The organism is Thermosinus carboxydivorans Nor1 (assembly GCF_000169155.1).
In the GTDB taxonomy this organism is placed as follows: domain Bacteria; phylum Bacillota; class Negativicutes; order Sporomusales; family Thermosinaceae; genus Thermosinus; species Thermosinus carboxydivorans.
Map to the genome: position 1 here is coordinate 32,634 of NZ_AAWL01000018.1, position 16,086 is coordinate 48,719.

Genomic DNA, 16,086 nt, shown 5'->3' on the forward strand with positions numbered 1-16,086 from the left:
ATATGCTAGATATGCTAGCGCCGCAATGCTTAAAGGAAAACCGGCGATGCAAATCAACTGTCGCGCGCAACCCGTTTATTTGCCTCAAGCTTTAAGATATTGTTGTGCTTAAGGTATTCTATATTTACTCGAATATTCCTTTTATTTCAATTTTCTCGTTAAACGCAATGAAGCTTTCAGCTTGGAATAACGGGACTAACATATCCATCCACTCTTCACCAACAGTTCAAGAAGTTTCAACTCGCGTTCCGTTGCCATTCACAGCGACGTTTTGAGCCGAGCCAAGCGTCTTTTTTACTCCTCTTCTTGCCAGAAAAGCAACCGGGGCTTAGGGTCCAAGATAGATAAATATTGTTCTCTCACCCCATAATGCGCTTGGGGATCAAGCTTTTGATAGCGATAGTATTTTTCCAGCCGGTCGGCCGGCCGGACCCACCCCCAGTGCTGCAAGCGCACCTGGCAAGTTGCTCCCCGCAGGCTGGCGATACTAATCGGAAAACGTCCGCAATGCTGGGCTGTTTCTTGCCAAACGTAATTATAACCGGGCTTGTAACGAACTAAAAACGGCCGGTAATATTTGTGCGCTTGCCAATATTCATCCTCGCGGTACTGTTTTTCGGTCCACATATCGTAAAGGCGGAAGTAATATGCGTCAAAATGAGGGCTGCGCAACAGATGAGGCATGACGTCAACAATTTTGTCCTCAAACACCTCGTCAGCATCCAAAATTAGTATCCAATCAGGTTTAGTTTCCACCGCCAGATCCCACAGCTGCTTACGCAACGCCACTTCATTATGAAATCCCGGCTCGTCATTGACAACTATTTTATGCGGCAGGCTAGCAAGGCAACGGCGGCACACAGCAATGGTATGGTCTGTGCTGGCATCGTCCAGGATGACAGCTTCATGCACATAACGGGTCGCATGGGTGAGTACTTTCTCCAAGTAACGGTCTGCCTCGTTGCGCACCAACATTGCCAGCATCAGGCGGGGTGAAGGCCTTTGCTGAGCATAGTCATATAGTTCTTTATGCTGGCTAAGGCCAGACAATTCAGACTCCCGGTACATATGGTAAGGCGGGTAACAGGTATCGGCATAAAGTTCGAACCCCAGTGCAGCTGCCCGCACGCAAAAATGGCGGTCTTCACCAATCAAGTCAAGATTATAAATTTTTCGAAAAGAAACACCCGCTCGCAAAGCCGCGGCGCTAATCAGCGTACACGCTCCAAGTCCTCCTACCTTGTATATTCCTGGACATTGTAGCATGCGCAAAAAATTATTTTGCCGTTGGGCAGTTTCTTCAGGACTTAACTCTTCCCCTGTCTGCAGAGCATGCAGCCGGTACTGCCCCCCCAGCCACACCTGCGGCAAAGGAATTAAGTCCTTTTCCCACCTGGTCCAATAGACCTCGGCAACAATATCTTTGCCCAAACTCACAAGGTGGGTAATGGTCTTAGGATGGAGCGCCAAATCGGAATCGACCAGGAAGAGATAATCAAACTCTCTGTCACGCGCCATTTGAATAAATATATCTTTATAGCGGGCCACTTTCCAAATGATGTCGTCCTGCCAAAAATGAGTTTGTTCGTTGCACTGGTAATAATGGGAATTTTCCATACCGCGCAAAATGGTAGTCTGGGGCTTAGCCGCGGCAAAGGCTTGCAGCTGATCACTTAAGACGTCATTGTCGTCAATGAACGCGTACTCTACTGCAAGCCCTGCTGTTTCCAGCTGCGCCAGGCAAGTAAGAAACTCAGCCAAGATGTTTGGTTTCTGCCTAACTGGGCTGGCGATTAACACCCGTTTCACCTAATAACACCCCCTGCCAGAACGATAATGGTAGATCATGGGGCGCAGTCGCTTGCACAAGGACTGCGATCAGCCTGAGCTGTTCCCGCACGGCTAAGTCTGTCGCTTGTTTAATCCTCGCGATATTACCGCCGCCCATTTGCATAAGCGTACATTGCAGCAGCAATATTTCCGCCCCGTTAGTTAAAATGCCATAGACGTGTGCGGGCAGCGGTCCTGCCGTTGGCGCTGCAACAAGCAATTGGCGATATATATTGCAATAAGCTGTCATCGCCGCAATGTCATTGGCCTTGCCCCGCTCGCGAGCAGCGTACAGGCTGGCGGCAAGAGCCAATTCAAACCGACCGGCCTCATATGTCAACCTGAACAAATTTGCCGTTTTTTCTGATGAAAGCACGTTCACTAAAGCTTTCTCGCCTATCTCAGGGTTGTGCAACCACACTCTGAGCAGCCGCTGCCAACAATGCAACACGATTTTGCCCGAACTACTATTAATAGCTTCTATATAACACTCGACCGCCTGATCATATTTCCCAGCCAGCGAATACGCATCACCCAACAAGGCGGTGAGTCGACCACGCTCTGCCAAGTATCCTTTATTTGCCACCTCCTCTAAAGCTGCGACGGCGTCCTGATAGTTATGTCGCTGCATAAGCCACAAGCCATACAGGCAACGTATATCGGCGTTTTCTGGTAGCGCCAGTACAGCCTTGCGAAACCATGTTTCCGCACCAGGGTCGTCAGGCAGTGCCAACTTAACCAGTAAAATCGCCGTAATTAGTTGCGGAATATAGCCTTCATCCCCTTTTAACAAAACAACGGCTTTTTGCAGCCACTCATCTGCCTGTTGATAGTCTTTATTATGAAGGTACTCAATTCCAAGACTGTAATGCAGAAACGGGTCTTGCACATTTTTTCTAAGCGCTTTGCGAATAATGGCGGTGTTACGGTTAAACTTCCGCTTATGTTCAATTTCCTGCCGGCAATACCCATAGTGGCGAATGGTAAAAGGGACGAAAGCAAGCCCGCCGCCTTCATTGCAGCTGAGAATAGTTCCGGCAATCTGCTCGTGAATCGTTCCCACGAATCTGTACTCAGGTAAATTTTTAAATAAACGGACAACATAATCATCAACCATGCTGCCGCTTTCATCTAAATAGCTGCAAATCCGGAAATAATACCCTTCCGCCGGGGTTTGCCGCATAAAGGCGAGTAATTCCTGCCTAGTTACCGAGCTCAGTTCTTCATCGGCATCCAATACTAGCAGCCAATCTCCCTGCGCTTTGCTGATGGCATAGTTGCGAGCCGCCGCAAAATCATCTTCCCACTCGTAAAAAAACACCCGTGCCCCATGCTCTCGCGCAACATTCACTGTATTATCGGTTGACCCTGTATCGACAACGACTATCTCATCCGCAATATTTGCAACGCTCTTTAGACACCGCGCGAGACAATGCTCTTCATTTTTGACGATGATACATAGCGAAAGAAAAACGGCTGTGTTCATCGGTATAACCCCCGCATCCTCGCAGTGTGTTTCAGTTCCTGCTCCGCTTGTTCAAGCTCAGCCAGCAGTTCAGTAGTTGCTACGGGTTCGCTGGCTAGGACTGCATGGACCGCCTTGATGACTTCGGCAAAGCGTTGCTGCTTGCGCACATCACAAGGTTGGGCGACCAAACAGCGGCGCCTAAGGTCAAGTAGCGCTGCCACTGCCTTACGATTGACTAAAGGCTGCGAGACAGCGCAGCACATTTTTTTATAAAGGCAAAATGCCGCCCAAAAGATATCCCGGTATTCCCGCTCGCGCCAAAGCTCCCACAGTTTTTCGCGTGCTTCAGCGCAGCGCTCCAGCATGAGCAAAGCGACAATTTCATCTCCTAAAACTTCGCCACTAAGCCTTTTGCCTTGGCGCCGCATCTGCCGCAAGCACTGTAAAGCGCTATAGATATCGCCCCCATAAATCTGGCATTTAGCTAGCAATTCCCAGCCCGTGTCATGCTCAGGATTTGAGTGAGTCAAACAACGCAAGGCAATAGCCGGCATGCCCAGCGTCCAAAACAATTCGGCCATTTTTTCCGCTACTTCAGGGACTTTAAGATAGTTACGCTCAGCCAGGAAATCCACCACGTCTTGCACACTATGCCGGGTCAATTTTAACAAAACAAGCTGATACAGGGGGTAATAATAGTTTTGAGTATTGTTTAAGGCTGCTACATAGTATTGCATGGCCTCATTATACAAGCCGAGTTTTTCCGCGCAATAGCCCAAATGATAATGGGCCAAGTAGCCATTCGTTCCGTCAGTATGAAAATAAGCCAGCGCCGGCGGCCCTAATTTCACCGCTTCTTGGAACCACTTGCGGGCAACTTCGTATTCGCCTTTCAATTCGAACAGCACGCCGCCGTCGAAAAAAAGATCACAGTAATCGGGATAGCGTTCACTTTCTTCCAGGCATAGACAAATTGCTTTGTCAATTTCTCCCAAATGTTTGTAGCACTGCATAAGGTAGCGAACAGCCGCGCTACGAAAAGTTACTTGCTGCAGTGAAAAATTACTCAACGCTTGACGCAAAGCTACGGCAGCCAGCTCGATTCGCCCCAAGCCAAGCCACTCCGCGCCTAAATAATACTGCCAAAAGGGGTCGTCAGGCTCTTTAGCAAGCGCTTTTTTCAAGAGCGCAATATTTCTGCCCCTCCGCCTGCGCCGCTCCGCTGGCGCAACGGCATCGTGATATATCGCCGGACTCAAGGCAACGCCGATTGTCGCTGGATCACTGACGTGCACATATTCATGAACAAACCCTTTGTAACGGTGCTCCCGCCGAAACAAGCGCAGTACCATAATCCTTTCCTGTTCCCGGCCGTCATTTGCTACTTTCAGGGCATATAAAGGCAAACAATAGGCGCTATAGCGGGGCTGATTAATCAAGGCATGAAGCTCACCCGGCTTGGCGTCCAGGCGCTCATCAGCGTCCAGCGAAAGTATCCATTCATGCGTCGTTTGATCGATAGCAAAGTTACGCGCCGCAGCAAAATCATTCTGCCAAGGCAAACAGTAAACCTTATCTGTAAAAGTTCTGGCAATTTGTACGGTATCGTCGCACGAACCTGTGTCAACGACGACAATCTCGTCCACTACGTCCTTAACACTTGCCAAGCATTTGGCAATACGGCTGCCCTCATTACGCACGATCATTGCTAAGGAAACGCGTTGAAATATCATTCTTGCGGCGCCTCCTCTAAGAGCTGCTTGAAGATTGGCATTTGCGGAAATTGCTGCGCCGCATCCCCCAGCAACTTCCGACGCATCGCTTGATATAACTTTATTAGCTTTACATAGTATTGCGGGCGCCGGGTATCGATGGTTATAGCCCGATGATAACACAGGCTTCCGCGTTCAAACTGGTTTGTCTGAACAAGAATTTCCGCTAAATGGAACCAGGCCTCCGCACTATCGTCATGTTCCTGTAAATATAACTCCGCATATTCAAGCGCGATGTCCCAATATTCATATTTGCTAAAAACATGGGACAGCTCCAAGGCATATTCTTTTTGCACCGTTTTATCTAGCCGCGCTAACAATCCTTGGGCGAGTGCTAATTCTCGCCTGTCCAGCGCACGCAAAACAATATCTTTGACTAGATCTATTCCTTCTTTCCCCAAAACTTGCAGCGGAACAGAACGCCGCGTATATAACGAATCCTTGAGCATGGCAACCACTTTACTTGCATCGGCTGACAAGCCAGCTGCCAAGAATTCATCGCATAAGCTGCGTACTTTTTTACGGTTTTTCAACAACCAAAATCCCACGATTTTATTAAATTGCGCCAACGGAAATTGCGGATGGCCTGGCGGCATTTTGTCCAAAATGCGTATTGCTTCCATCAATCTTTGCTGTTGTATCAAACAAATGGCTTTCAAGACTTCGGTATAAGCTTCAATACTTGAACTATCAATTTTTTCAAAATAATTTAGGGCTAGCTCATACGCCCCTTCTGCAAAGCAAATCATCCCAATCAGGCGGTACGCGTCGGCAGTGCAAAATTCGCAGATTTTCTCGATTGCCCGCATGGCATATTCCGGGTATTTGCGAGGATTTAAAATACGCACAATGGCCTTAAGCGACAGGGCAAACTCCGCATTATCCCTCAGGCTGAGAATATAATAGCGCAGGGCTTCTTCCTCGTCGCCAAACATTTCTGCCAAAGCGCCCAATTGGTAATAGGCGCGAAAGCCGCGGCAGCCGGCAAAAGACGCATAATAGGCCGGCTGTTCTGGTGTAGCAATGGCTCGCTGGAACCATTCCCAAGCACCGGCATATGCTTGCTGCTCGAGCTGGATTATTCCCCCGTAGTAATATAAGTCAGCATAATCGGGAAATAACTGCAGCCCTTTTGTTATAGCCGCCAATGCCAGTTCGTACTCGCGCGCTCCATAGTAAGCCAAGGCGATATACCTAAGCAGTTTGGGGTAGTAAACAACGCCGCTATCAACAGCCGCCGCTACTTTTGCCAATTCATCCGCCGCTTCCAGGTAACGCTCGGCCCGGTATAACTCTACCCCGTAATGGTAGCGTAGCGTTTTATTATCGGGGTCATTAGCACATTCTCTGGTAATAATGCTTAAATTTCTGTTTATTTTGTCCTTAGCGATAATATGTTGCTGTAAGTAGCCATAGTGCCTAATAACAATCCCTTCGGCAACCTTAAATATTGCTTGCTTGTTCTTTTCGAGAATAACGTCAACAATCTGCTCATGAATCGCTCCCCGAAAGCGGTATTCGGGCTTATTGCGAAACATCCTGAATACCAGGTCAGGTACAGTTTCGATGTTGTCGGCCGCGCCGATAAAATTTACGACTTTCATAAAATATCCTTCGCATTCGTCAGTGATCACACGCCGCAGTACATCAGCACTGCCCGGCGCAAGCTCCTCGTCGGCATCAAGAAACAAAATCCAGTCGCCTGTAGCCAGTTCCAAGGAAGCGTTACGAGCAGCGCTAAAATCGTCTTGCCACTTGCGCGAAATTACTTTGGCGCCTGCCAACTCTGCGACTGCTCTTGTCCGGTCTGTCGAGCCCGTATCAACTACGACAATTTCGTCGACCGCCCCGCGCACACTATTTAAACACCGTGCCAAGTTTGCTTCTTCGTCTTTTACAATCATGCACAAACTGATGGTTCTTACCATAAATATTACTCCTTTTGCCTTTTGTATCAGTATATGCTACAGGCATTTGCGCGGTCCAACAAGATAACCATAATCGGCTCAGCCGTGTCACCTCTTTGTTTTTAGTAACATAAAATACACTAACAGCATTGTTTTGCTGAAATGATTACGCAAAGGAGTGTTTACAAAATGCCAAACTTCAAGATCATCCAAGATATAGCCGACCAGGCGCGCGTAAAGGTATACGGTTCGCAAAACCTACCTTTGAAAACCGACGTTGAAGGCAGTTTAGCAATTACCGGCCCTGCAAGCGGCCTTTTGGTCACCGCTCCGGCGCAAGGCCTACTGGTCACTGCTCCGGCCGAAGGGCTGAACGTCACCGGGCCGGTAGGCGGCCTGCTCGTTACTGCGCCGTCCAAAGGCTTAATGGTAACCGCTCCGGCTGAAGGCCTTAGCATTACCGGCCCTGCAGGCGGCCTTTTGGTCACCGCTCCAGCCAATGGCTTGTTGGTTACAAGTACCGGCCTTTCGGTTGTTCCTACCGTAGCGACTACGGATGTGAGCGTGGAGATAACTGGTCTAACCGATACAGCCGGCTGGCCTACCGACACGTACAATGTTATCGGTCTGAGACAGTTTTCGTTTGGCATAGTCAACCGTGCTACTTCGGCCGAAAACGCGCAAGCTACGGTTAAACTACAAATCAGTCCTGACGGTTCCACATGGGTTGACAACAGCAGCGTGGTTACTTTGAACCAGAACTCCGCAACTGCGCTAGTTGCGTCTATCTTCCTCAAATATGCTCGCGTATATTATGCAGCGGTCAACGCGGCCAGTACCGTAGACCTCTCCATCTTCCTGCAAGGGCAAGCTTAATGCCGTGCCAGTTATAAATAAAGAAGTTTGTCTCTGGCGCTATCGTTAGAGGCAAACTTCTTTACATAACGGTCTTGGTATTCCAACCTGTCGTTTTTTTTTTTTTGACGCACAATGCAGCAAAAATTGTTGTTTAAAGGAGGTAAACCATGGGTGAGAAAACATTTAAAAACCCCATAAAAAATGCCACTGCGGTTAATGGCAGAGTCCTACGCCATGAACCATTTAAAGGCGTTACGCTACTTGGTCATGCAATACGCGAGTACAATACGCTTGTCCAGTTTGACATCGCATCTCTACCGCCGTTAATAACCATCGTGCGCAGTTTGTTCAACGTTTATTTGCTCAGGAAAAAATGCGCAAATGCGAACATAAAAAAAACTATTTCAGTTTATCAAATAATATCTCCATGGCGACGAGGCAGTCCGGTGCTGACAAACAACTCGCCGATCGATAGCGTTACCGTTTATGATACTGACAATGTTTTGTTGAGTTTTAACGTAACGCCTCTTGTTGTCGACTGGTATATGGGCAAAACTGCTAACTGTGGCTTGCTGTTAAAACTGGAAAATGATGTTTCTTCCTGCCTTTTAAGTTTAAATAGTAAAAAGACGCACAACCCGCAACTTCGGCCAAACTTGCAAATATCATTTTTAGATCCTTTGCCACCTGAAAACTTCAGCCATTTGCTAGATTTCGACGCTAACGTCATAACCAGCGATACGATCCAAACGACAGTCGCACTAAGTATTCAACGCTTCAATTACTCTTGTTTTATCATTAACACCGGCGCCAGCAGCGCAACTGTGTCTTTGCAAATTAGCCCTGACGGCGTCTACTGGCTTACCGACGGAGCTGATCGCAACGTCCTCCCTGGCGAAATAATTACCATTGTGCCATCTTTTATCACCAGGTTTGCCCGCCTTGCATACCATTCGGCCACTCCGGGAAAAAGTACTAGCTTAGCCATACGTGTAAGAGGTTGCGCTAATTAGCAAATAGCGCCCCCCAAAAGACAAAATTACAAACCGCAACCATCGTTGAAAAACGACGGTTGCGGTTTGCTTTTAAACATGTATTTCCCGGTAGAACTCACCGGCATGATAGGAGCTGCGCACAAGCGGCCCGGCCGCCACGCTTTTGAAGCCCATCTGCCGGCCGACTTCGGCCCATTTGGCAAACTCCGCGGGCGGGACATAGCGCTGCACGGGATAATGCCGCCCGGTCGGCGCCAAGTATTGACCCAGGGTAATCATCGTGACACCGGCCGCCCGCACATCCTCGAGAACGGCCATCACTTCGGCCTCTTCCTCACCCAACCCAAGCATGATCCCGGTTTTGATTTCGGTGCCCGGCTTAGCCGTCCTGGCTGCCTGCGCCAAAAGGTTTACCGACCGACGGTACTCCGCCCCCGGCCGCACGGCTAAATACAGGCGCGGCACCGTCTCCACGTTATGGGCAAAGACCTCGGGACCGGCGGCCAGCACGGTCGCCAGCGCCGCCGGCGCGCCGCGAAAATCGGGCGTAAGTACTTCTACCCGCGGCCGCCCCGGCAACTTGCGCAATTCGTTAATGACAGCGGCAAACTGCCCGGCTCCACCGTCGGGCAAATCGTCGCGGGTAACCGAAGTCACCACCACATGGGTAAGGCCCATTTCGGCCACGGCGGCAGCCAACCGGCGCGGTTCTTCGGGATCGACGGCCGGCGGACGGCCATGGTCTACGGCGCAAAAGGCGCAACTACGGGTGCAGGTATTGCCGAGAATAAGAAAGGTCGCTGTACCGTGGGAATAACAGCTCCCCTTATTGGGGCAGCGCGCCCCGTCGCATACGGTATGTAAGCGGTATCCGGCCAGCCGGCCAGCGGTCAGGGCATGGAGCGCCGGATTATCGGCCCGTTTGGCATCGCGCACCATGGCGCGCAGCCAGGCAGGCACGGTCGTGCGTGTCATCTGTTACCAACGCCTTTCCGGTCAGTATTGTCTCCCTCCATTATACCGCACCCGCCCCGAAATTAACAGCGCTAAACACCGGCCGGCACGACGGCGCAGGCCGGCGCCACCCGCACCGGCTCGCCGCTCTCTTTCTCACTGCCATTACGGCCGCAGATTTCCTGCCGCCGCTGCATGAAGCGCAAAGCCTCATCCCGTGAGGCAAACAAAGGAATGAGCGCATCGCCGCTAAACCAGGCACCCCACCGGCCGTCTGGCAGACGGGTAATGTTGCCGGTATCGATCTCGATCATCCCCCGCCAGGGCAGCGGTCCGGGCAGGGACTCCGTTGCGGCGTTAAGCTGCCACAGACTGCCACCAAACAGTGCCAGTAGCTCGCTATAGGTCAGCGTCGGCGTCCGGCCGGATAAAACTTCCAGATAACTCTGCAGGCATGCCAGGTGGCCGGAAGCGTACAGCAAAATTGGGACGTTAGCGGCCGCCGTCTCAATAGCTTTAAGAACCTGGTCAAAAACTGCCAACGGATCGTCGTCCAGGCGGAACGGGACATTGGTCTCTTTGTACCAGCGCGACGCAGAGCCAGGCTCATAAGTAAAGCCGGCCGGCTCCAGGATGGAACGAAACACGTCGCTATTGTCGTAAATGGCCGTCACTACCGCCAGCCGGTCTTCAAAGTCATATAGGGCAATATGGTCTGGCCACGAACGGCGATGAGTTTTCAGCTTAGGAAAACGGGAATAGTAAATCTTGCCCCCGGCAAACCGTTCAAGCATTTCCGGCAGAGTGTACCGCAGCAAACGCATGCAGTTCACAGTCTCACCTCCTCAGCATAGTCAGGCAAAAAACCGCTCTGGCACGGTTTTGGTTGCAAATCAGGCTAACCCGCTCCCGGCGGAAGGGAGGGGGTGCAAGGCAAATATTATTTTATATTATATCAAATTTTCTTTTGATGTTGTTAATTTTTTCTTAAGTTATCATCTTTTTTGTCTAATTCCTCGCCCAGCACAAAAATATTCGCGCGCCTTTTTAACAAAACCGCGAAGAAAATCATGCCAATAAATTGGCACCACAAGCGATGAAAATAGTTATTCAACCGCGGAGAACGCAGAGAGCGCGATATGCATCGCGCTAAAGTTAAAAAATATCCCCTCCGTGTCCTCTGTAGTTCCATTATATAAATTCAAGCGCGACAACTGTCGCGCGTGTGAAGTTGCCGGTTTTCAGTATAGAACGCTAAAAAAAAAGCTGCCCTTTCTTGGGCAGCAGCTGAAGAGCAGTGCTACGAGCCGGTGAAGATTTGCCCCGCATAAAGGAAATAAAAACGCAGCAGCACAACGCCCACCAAGGCAATAGACGAGTTAAACAGAACGGTGCGCAGCCGGTATACATGGCCATGCAGGGCGGTTACGGCAATGGCGACAGGCAGGATCAGGCCAATGCCGACCACGCCAATCCAGAACACCTTAGCCCATACGCCAACGGTCAGGGCTTCCTTGGCAATGAGGTAATACTGGCCGCCCTGAAAGTACATGCCGGTAAACAACAAAAACAGCATGAAGAGTTCAAAGGGAATTACCCTGAGGTCAAGCGCCAACAAGTATTTGAGGTTTTGTTCGTCGACCGTGCTGCGAAAGCAGGTCAGACCGACGAGAATATTGGCGGCGATGCCGGCGGATATGCCGGAGACTAAGAAAAGCAGCGGCAAAATGGGCGTGTTGAAGAGCGGTTTGGCTACCAGCGCCGACAAGAGAAAACCGGTATAGGTCGCGACCCCGACGGCCAAGACGCACATAATCCCTTCGAGGGAGCGAGTCTGCTCAAGCCGCTCCACCAGCGGCAGGAGCGGTTTAAACCAGGGCGCCGACCACCCCTGTTCGCTGAGGGGCTTTTTAAAGATGATGGCGCTAAAGAGCAGCGCGAGCGGCGTGTAGATGCTCAGCAAAATAACGCCGATAGACATGACGGAAGTGATTTGGTAGTGCAGCATCAGCAGGTAGAACGACAAGGGCTTGCCCAAATCGACAATGAGCAGGGCCAGACCGATAATAATGGTCGGCGGTGCGATCAGCGCTCCCGCTTTAATCAGCCCGTCCCACGGCGGTGTTTCGTTGCCCTCAATCCACTTGACCAGTAAGGCGGTAATAAGCGCCCCGCCGCTCAGGCCGGCCAGAAACAGATAGATCGCAATCGGCCAGCCCCAGGCTATTTCGGTGTATTGCGTAATATCGCCCCAGATGATATCCATTATACCTCACCTCCGCGCCAGTTCGGGATGGTAGTGACTTTCGGCTTGGTTCCCAAGTGCTGTTTGGGTTTGACGATGTAGTTTTTGCTTAGCACCGCCCGTACCTCGCTCTGCGGGTCATTGAGATCACCAAAGGTGAGCGCCCCAGTCGGACAAGCAGCGACACAGGCCGGTTTTTGCCCTTTGGCCGTGCGGTTGGTATAGCAGAAGGTGCACTTATCGGCCGCCCCGGTCTTAGGATTGATGAACCGGGCCTGATAGGGACAGGCAGTAACGCAATACTTGCAGCCGACACATTTTTTCTCGTCGATCAGATTGACGCCGTCCTTATTCGTATACGACGCGCCGGTCGGACAAACGCTGACGCACGGCGAATTATCGCACATCACACATGACTGACGGTGAAAATCCATGACCAGGTTAGGAAACCGACCCTTCGGCCCTTCGATCCAGACCTGTAGCCTTGCTACGCCGTCGGGAACTTTGTTTTCGGCCCGGCAGGCTATGCTGCAGGACTGGCAGCCTATGCATTTGTTGCTGTCATAGACCATGCCGTAGCGTTTTTGTTCAGCCATCCTCCACCCCTCCTTGTATTATACCTTGCTTATAGTGACGCCGGTCGTTTGTATGGTCGAACCGCACACATCGGCCGTTACAAGCGGCAGGGCCAGGTTGGAATTTATGCCTTTTTTGTACGCCCTGCCGAGTCCCGGCGACAGTCGCCCAAACCCGAAATAGCCAAACACCGTGTCCGGCCGTACACCCTCGGTAACCAGCACTTTTACCTGCTGCTGTCCGGTGCGGGTCTTAAGAATTGCCTTGTCACCGTCCTTAAGCCCCAGCTTGGCGGCAGTAGCCGGGTTTAACCACAGGCGGTTCTCCGACATCAGGTTATACAGCCACGGCACGTTGTGAGTATGGCCGTTGGTATGAACGGCCACCTTGCCCTGTACAAAATACGCCTCGCCGGCTTCGGCCAGTTTAACCGGCCGGTAAACAGGTACGCCGCGGCCAAACAATTCTTCTGCCTCTGTTGACAATAGCTCGATCTTTTTGCTCTTGGTCTTCAGGTTTAACAGCGGCTTGTCGATAATCCCCTGCGTATTGACCAGCTCTTTGGCTTCCGGAAACTTGGCCACAAACTCGGCTACCGACGCCCTGTCCCGCAAAAACAGCGGCTTGAGGCCAAAGTTGACAAATCCTTTTTCCTTACCCATCCTGACCAGGTCAGCCTTGCCGCCCATTTGGATAAGGCGCAGCTCCTCAACATCCTTCCAGGGGAAATAAGCTCCCAACCCCAACTTCTCGGCCAGCTCCTTAAATATCTGCCAGTGCGGTCTGGTATCATACAGTGGTTCGACGACCTTTTGGCGCAGGGTATAGACCGGCACAGCACCGGAGTAGTCGTTGAACCCCTCGTCCCGCTCCAGATACGTGCTCTCTGGCAAAACGACGTCGGCATACCAGGCAGTGTCCGACATATTTATGTCACACACTACTACCAGGTCCATTTTTTTCAGCCCCTCAATGACCCGGTTAGTGTCCGGAATAGTAAGCACCGGATTATAGCGGTAAATAAACCAGCCTCTTATCGGATAAGGCTTCCCGGTCAGAGCCGCTTCCGGGATAGTCTGCACAACCCCGTCAATCGGCGGCACCAGGCTATACGGCTGCCCCTTGCTGCCGGCGCCATCGATGCGCGGCCTGCCCGGCTGGGGAAAGGGAGGCAGCTTGGGCCCGGCAATCGGCTGGATGACCGGCTTTCCTACCAGGCTGTTGATGAAGTTGGCGCTTTTGACAAAAAACGTACCGCCCGGTACTTCCAGATTGCCGAGAAGCAGGTTGGTGATGATAATCGCCCGCCGGAGCTCAAATTCTTCGGGCGTAGAAGTCGTCCGCCAGCCAAACTCCACCACTGCCCGCGGCCGGGCAGCGGCCAGTTCCCGGGCGATGCGCTCAATATCGGCAGCCCTGACGCCGCTCTCCTGTTCCGCCCAGGCCGGTGTGCAGGCGGTAAGACTAGCCTTTACAGCCTCAAACCCTTCCGTGTATTTGTCAATAAAGTCGCGGTCATACAGTCCGTCACGGATAAGCACATGATTAATGGCCAGGACGACGGCCAGATCGGTCCCCGGCCTGATGGCGAACCACTCGTGCGCTTTCGCACTAGTGAGGGAAAACCGCGGGTCAAAAGACACCAGTTTGGCCCCCTTGCTGACAGCCGTCATCACGCCGCGCGTCTGGGCCACATGGATGCCTTCAAAAAAATTCCGGCCAAAAGTAACCAGATATTTTACATTGGCATAGTCAATGCCAAGCGCGGCTGTGCCGAAAGTAGCCTCCAGGGCCACCGTTTTCGCCATCGGGCAGGTAGACTCATGATTGAAGGTATTCGGCGAGCCATAGGCTTTAGCCAGAGTATACAGATAGCCCATATGTGGGCCCTTGCGGCAGGCAAAAGCCATGGCCTCCGGGCCGTAGCGGGCCTTAATGTCCTGCATTTTTTCGGCTATGTACGCATACGCTTCTTCATAGCTTACTTCTTTCCACTTGCCCTCGCCCCGCTCGCCGGTACGGATGAGCGGTTTCTTTAAACGCTGCGGGTCGTACAGCTGGGAAAAACCGGAGCCGCCACGAGCGCAGACCGTACCGCCGGTGGCCGCCCATTCGGGATTGCCGTTAATCAGCACCGTCTTGCCATCAACGACTTTCGCCTGAATCGGACAGCGGGAAGTGCACATCTCACAATAGCTGGCCTTGAATTCGGCAGAACCCTCCAATTGGATGTTAGCAGCCAAGGACGCCATGCGCGGCAGTGTCGGTGCCGCCGCCAGCGCTGCTGTAGCCGCGCCGGACAGCTTTAAGAATGTCCTGCGGGAAAACTTTTTCACACCCAACCCCCCTTGTATGGATGTAGTAAACAATTATTGTATTGATTTATTAATACAATAATTAAATATCCTTCCTAAAAATTCCTGCCCCATTTTCAAATTTTTTTCCGAAAATTGTCCACCCTGAAAAACGGCGAGTTCAAGATGGAAAATATTAGGAAACCACAGAGATAATCATGCCAATAAATTGGCACCACAAAGCATGAAAACCGTTATTCAACCGCGGAGAACGCAGAGAGCGCGATATTCATCGCGCTAAAGTTAAAAAATACCCCCTCCGTGTCCTCTGTGGTTCCATTATATAAATTCAAGCGCGACAACTGTCGCGCACGTAGCCCTTTGCGTCCTACTCCGAAAACTCACTTCAAAAATTTATGTCAACTACTTCGAATAGAGACAAAGAGATCCCAAGGCCTACTCTATAGGTTTTTTATAGTAGGCATTTGTAAAGAAGGATTTACTTTTAAACTGATCTTAAGCAACTATATTTTCAAGGTTTATTTCAATTCCTGCGTTTTGTAAAAGTTGAAGTGCTCTTTTTATTGCAGCATCTTTACTTCGCTGTTCAAAGTAGTTGGCACCTAATTCAATGTACGGCTGTTTTTTCTTGAGAATATGATAGGCAATTATTAAAATGCTATGTCCTACAGCTACTGCAGCACGGTTAGAACCACGACGGGAACAGATTCTACGGTATTGAGACGCAAGATAAGTATCTTTTTGGCGGGCGGCAGAGCGAGCTGATTGTACAAGTGTTGTTCGCAGATGTTGGTTTCCTTTACGGGTTTTTCCTGATTTTCGCTTATCAGCGCTTTCGTTATGCCCTGGAGCCATTCCTGACCAAGATGAAAGATGCTCCGCGGATGGGAAGCGACTCATATCTACTCCAATCTCAGCAATGATTTCTTCTGCATTGCGCCGATTAACACCGGGTATGGTGTCTAATAGCTCCAAGGCTTCTTCAAAAGGGCGCATACGGTCTGCTATTTCTTTATCCAATTCTTTAATACTTTCATCTAGCGTTTCAATATGTTTTAGTTGCATGGATAGCATCATTTTTTGATGGTAACCAAGAGAGCCCTTTAACGCCTTTTCTAAATCGGCAAGTTTATTACGCAAAGCTCCTTTTGCCATTTGCGCTAACT

At 50.7% G+C, this 16,086-nt stretch carries 12 protein-coding genes; 2 read left to right on the top strand and 10 right to left on the bottom strand.

Going from position 1 to position 16,086, the window contains the following annotated elements:
• Positions 1 to 294: 294 nt before the first annotated feature.
• The 4 genes from TCARDRAFT_RS11035 to TCARDRAFT_RS11050 are packed head-to-tail and all read right to left on the bottom strand — an operon-like array spanning position 295 to position 6,998.
• Entirely contained in the window at positions 295 to 1,809 is a 1,515-nt protein-coding gene (locus TCARDRAFT_RS11035) for a glycosyltransferase (RefSeq protein ID WP_040683352.1), read from the bottom strand.
• Positions 1,778 to 3,316, bottom strand: coding sequence for a glycosyltransferase family 2 protein (locus TCARDRAFT_RS14695; RefSeq protein ID WP_007290071.1), 1,539 nt, complete (start codon positions 3,314 to 3,316; stop codon positions 1,778 to 1,780). The genes TCARDRAFT_RS11035 and TCARDRAFT_RS14695 overlap by 32 nt, the downstream gene beginning before the upstream one ends.
• Positions 3,313 to 5,031, bottom strand: coding sequence for a glycosyltransferase (locus tag TCARDRAFT_RS11045; RefSeq protein WP_007290072.1), 1,719 nt, complete (start codon positions 5,029 to 5,031; stop codon positions 3,313 to 3,315). Before TCARDRAFT_RS11045 ends, TCARDRAFT_RS14695 begins: the two co-directional genes overlap by 4 nt.
• Positions 5,028 to 6,998, bottom strand: a complete 1,971-nt coding sequence (locus tag TCARDRAFT_RS11050) for a glycosyltransferase (RefSeq protein WP_007290073.1) — start codon at positions 6,996 to 6,998, stop codon at positions 5,028 to 5,030. The genes TCARDRAFT_RS11045 and TCARDRAFT_RS11050 overlap by 4 nt, the downstream gene beginning before the upstream one ends.
• 168 nt (positions 6,999 to 7,166) lie before the next feature.
• On the opposite strand from TCARDRAFT_RS11050, the gene TCARDRAFT_RS11055 reads away from it, so the two are divergent.
• Positions 7,167 to 7,853, top strand: a complete 687-nt coding sequence (locus TCARDRAFT_RS11055) for a DUF6385 domain-containing protein (RefSeq protein ID WP_007290074.1) — start codon at positions 7,167 to 7,169, stop codon at positions 7,851 to 7,853.
• Positions 7,854 to 8,002: 149 nt separating this feature from the next.
• A complete protein-coding gene (locus tag TCARDRAFT_RS11060) occupies positions 8,003 to 8,848 on the top strand; it encodes a DUF6385 domain-containing protein (RefSeq protein WP_007290082.1) in 846 nt (281 codons plus the stop codon).
• Between the two features lie 72 nt (positions 8,849 to 8,920).
• On the opposite strand, the gene lipA is transcribed toward TCARDRAFT_RS11060, so the two are convergent.
• The 6 genes from lipA to TCARDRAFT_RS11090 all read right to left on the bottom strand — a co-directional run.
• Complete coding sequence (gene lipA / locus TCARDRAFT_RS11065) at positions 8,921 to 9,805, bottom strand: lipoyl synthase (protein ID WP_007290075.1); 885 nt, start codon at positions 9,803 to 9,805, stop codon at positions 8,921 to 8,923.
• A 71-nt stretch (positions 9,806 to 9,876) separates the two neighbouring features.
• Positions 9,877 to 10,617, bottom strand: a complete 741-nt coding sequence (locus TCARDRAFT_RS11070; RefSeq protein WP_007290076.1) for a hypothetical protein — start codon at positions 10,615 to 10,617, stop codon at positions 9,877 to 9,879.
• 467 nt (positions 10,618 to 11,084) lie between these two features.
• Positions 11,085 to 12,050, bottom strand: coding sequence for an NrfD/PsrC family molybdoenzyme membrane anchor subunit (nrfD, locus tag TCARDRAFT_RS11075; RefSeq protein WP_007290077.1), 966 nt, complete (start codon positions 12,048 to 12,050; stop codon positions 11,085 to 11,087).
• Positions 12,050 to 12,625 (bottom strand): 4Fe-4S dicluster domain-containing protein, encoded by a 576-nt coding sequence (locus TCARDRAFT_RS11080; protein ID WP_007290078.1) that lies wholly within the window; start codon positions 12,623 to 12,625, stop codon positions 12,050 to 12,052. Before TCARDRAFT_RS11080 ends, nrfD begins: the two co-directional genes overlap by 1 nt.
• 18 nt (positions 12,626 to 12,643) lie before the next feature.
• Entirely contained in the window at positions 12,644 to 14,941 is a 2,298-nt protein-coding gene (gene phsA, locus TCARDRAFT_RS11085) for a thiosulfate reductase PhsA (protein ID WP_007290079.1), read from the bottom strand.
• Between the two features lie 474 nt (positions 14,942 to 15,415).
• Positions 15,416 to 16,086: IS110 family transposase (locus TCARDRAFT_RS11090; protein ID WP_007290080.1), on the bottom strand; the 671-nt coding region annotated here is incomplete at its 5' end.

What these genes read in the sequence shown, in the direction of transcription:
- TCARDRAFT_RS11060 (WP_007290082.1), top strand. Translation starts at nt 8,003, where the DNA reads ATGGGTGAGAAAACATTTAAAAACCCCATAAAAAATGCCACTGCGGTT.
- TCARDRAFT_RS11080 (WP_007290078.1), bottom strand. Translation starts at nt 12,625, where the DNA reads ATGGCTGAACAAAAACGCTACGGCATGGTCTATGACAGCAACAAATGC.
- TCARDRAFT_RS11055 (WP_007290074.1), top strand. Translation starts at nt 7,167, where the DNA reads ATGCCAAACTTCAAGATCATCCAAGATATAGCCGACCAGGCGCGCGTA.
- TCARDRAFT_RS11050 (WP_007290073.1), bottom strand. Translation starts at nt 6,998, where the DNA reads ATGGTAAGAACCATCAGTTTGTGCATGATTGTAAAAGACGAAGAAGCA.
- lipA (WP_007290075.1), bottom strand. Translation starts at nt 9,805, where the DNA reads ATGACACGCACGACCGTGCCTGCCTGGCTGCGCGCCATGGTGCGCGAT.
- nrfD (WP_007290077.1), bottom strand. Translation starts at nt 12,050, where the DNA reads ATGGATATCATCTGGGGCGATATTACGCAATACACCGAAATAGCCTGG.
- TCARDRAFT_RS14695 (WP_007290071.1), bottom strand. Translation starts at nt 3,316, where the DNA reads ATGAACACAGCCGTTTTTCTTTCGCTATGTATCATCGTCAAAAATGAA.
- TCARDRAFT_RS11045 (WP_007290072.1), bottom strand. Translation starts at nt 5,031, where the DNA reads ATGATATTTCAACGCGTTTCCTTAGCAATGATCGTGCGTAATGAGGGC.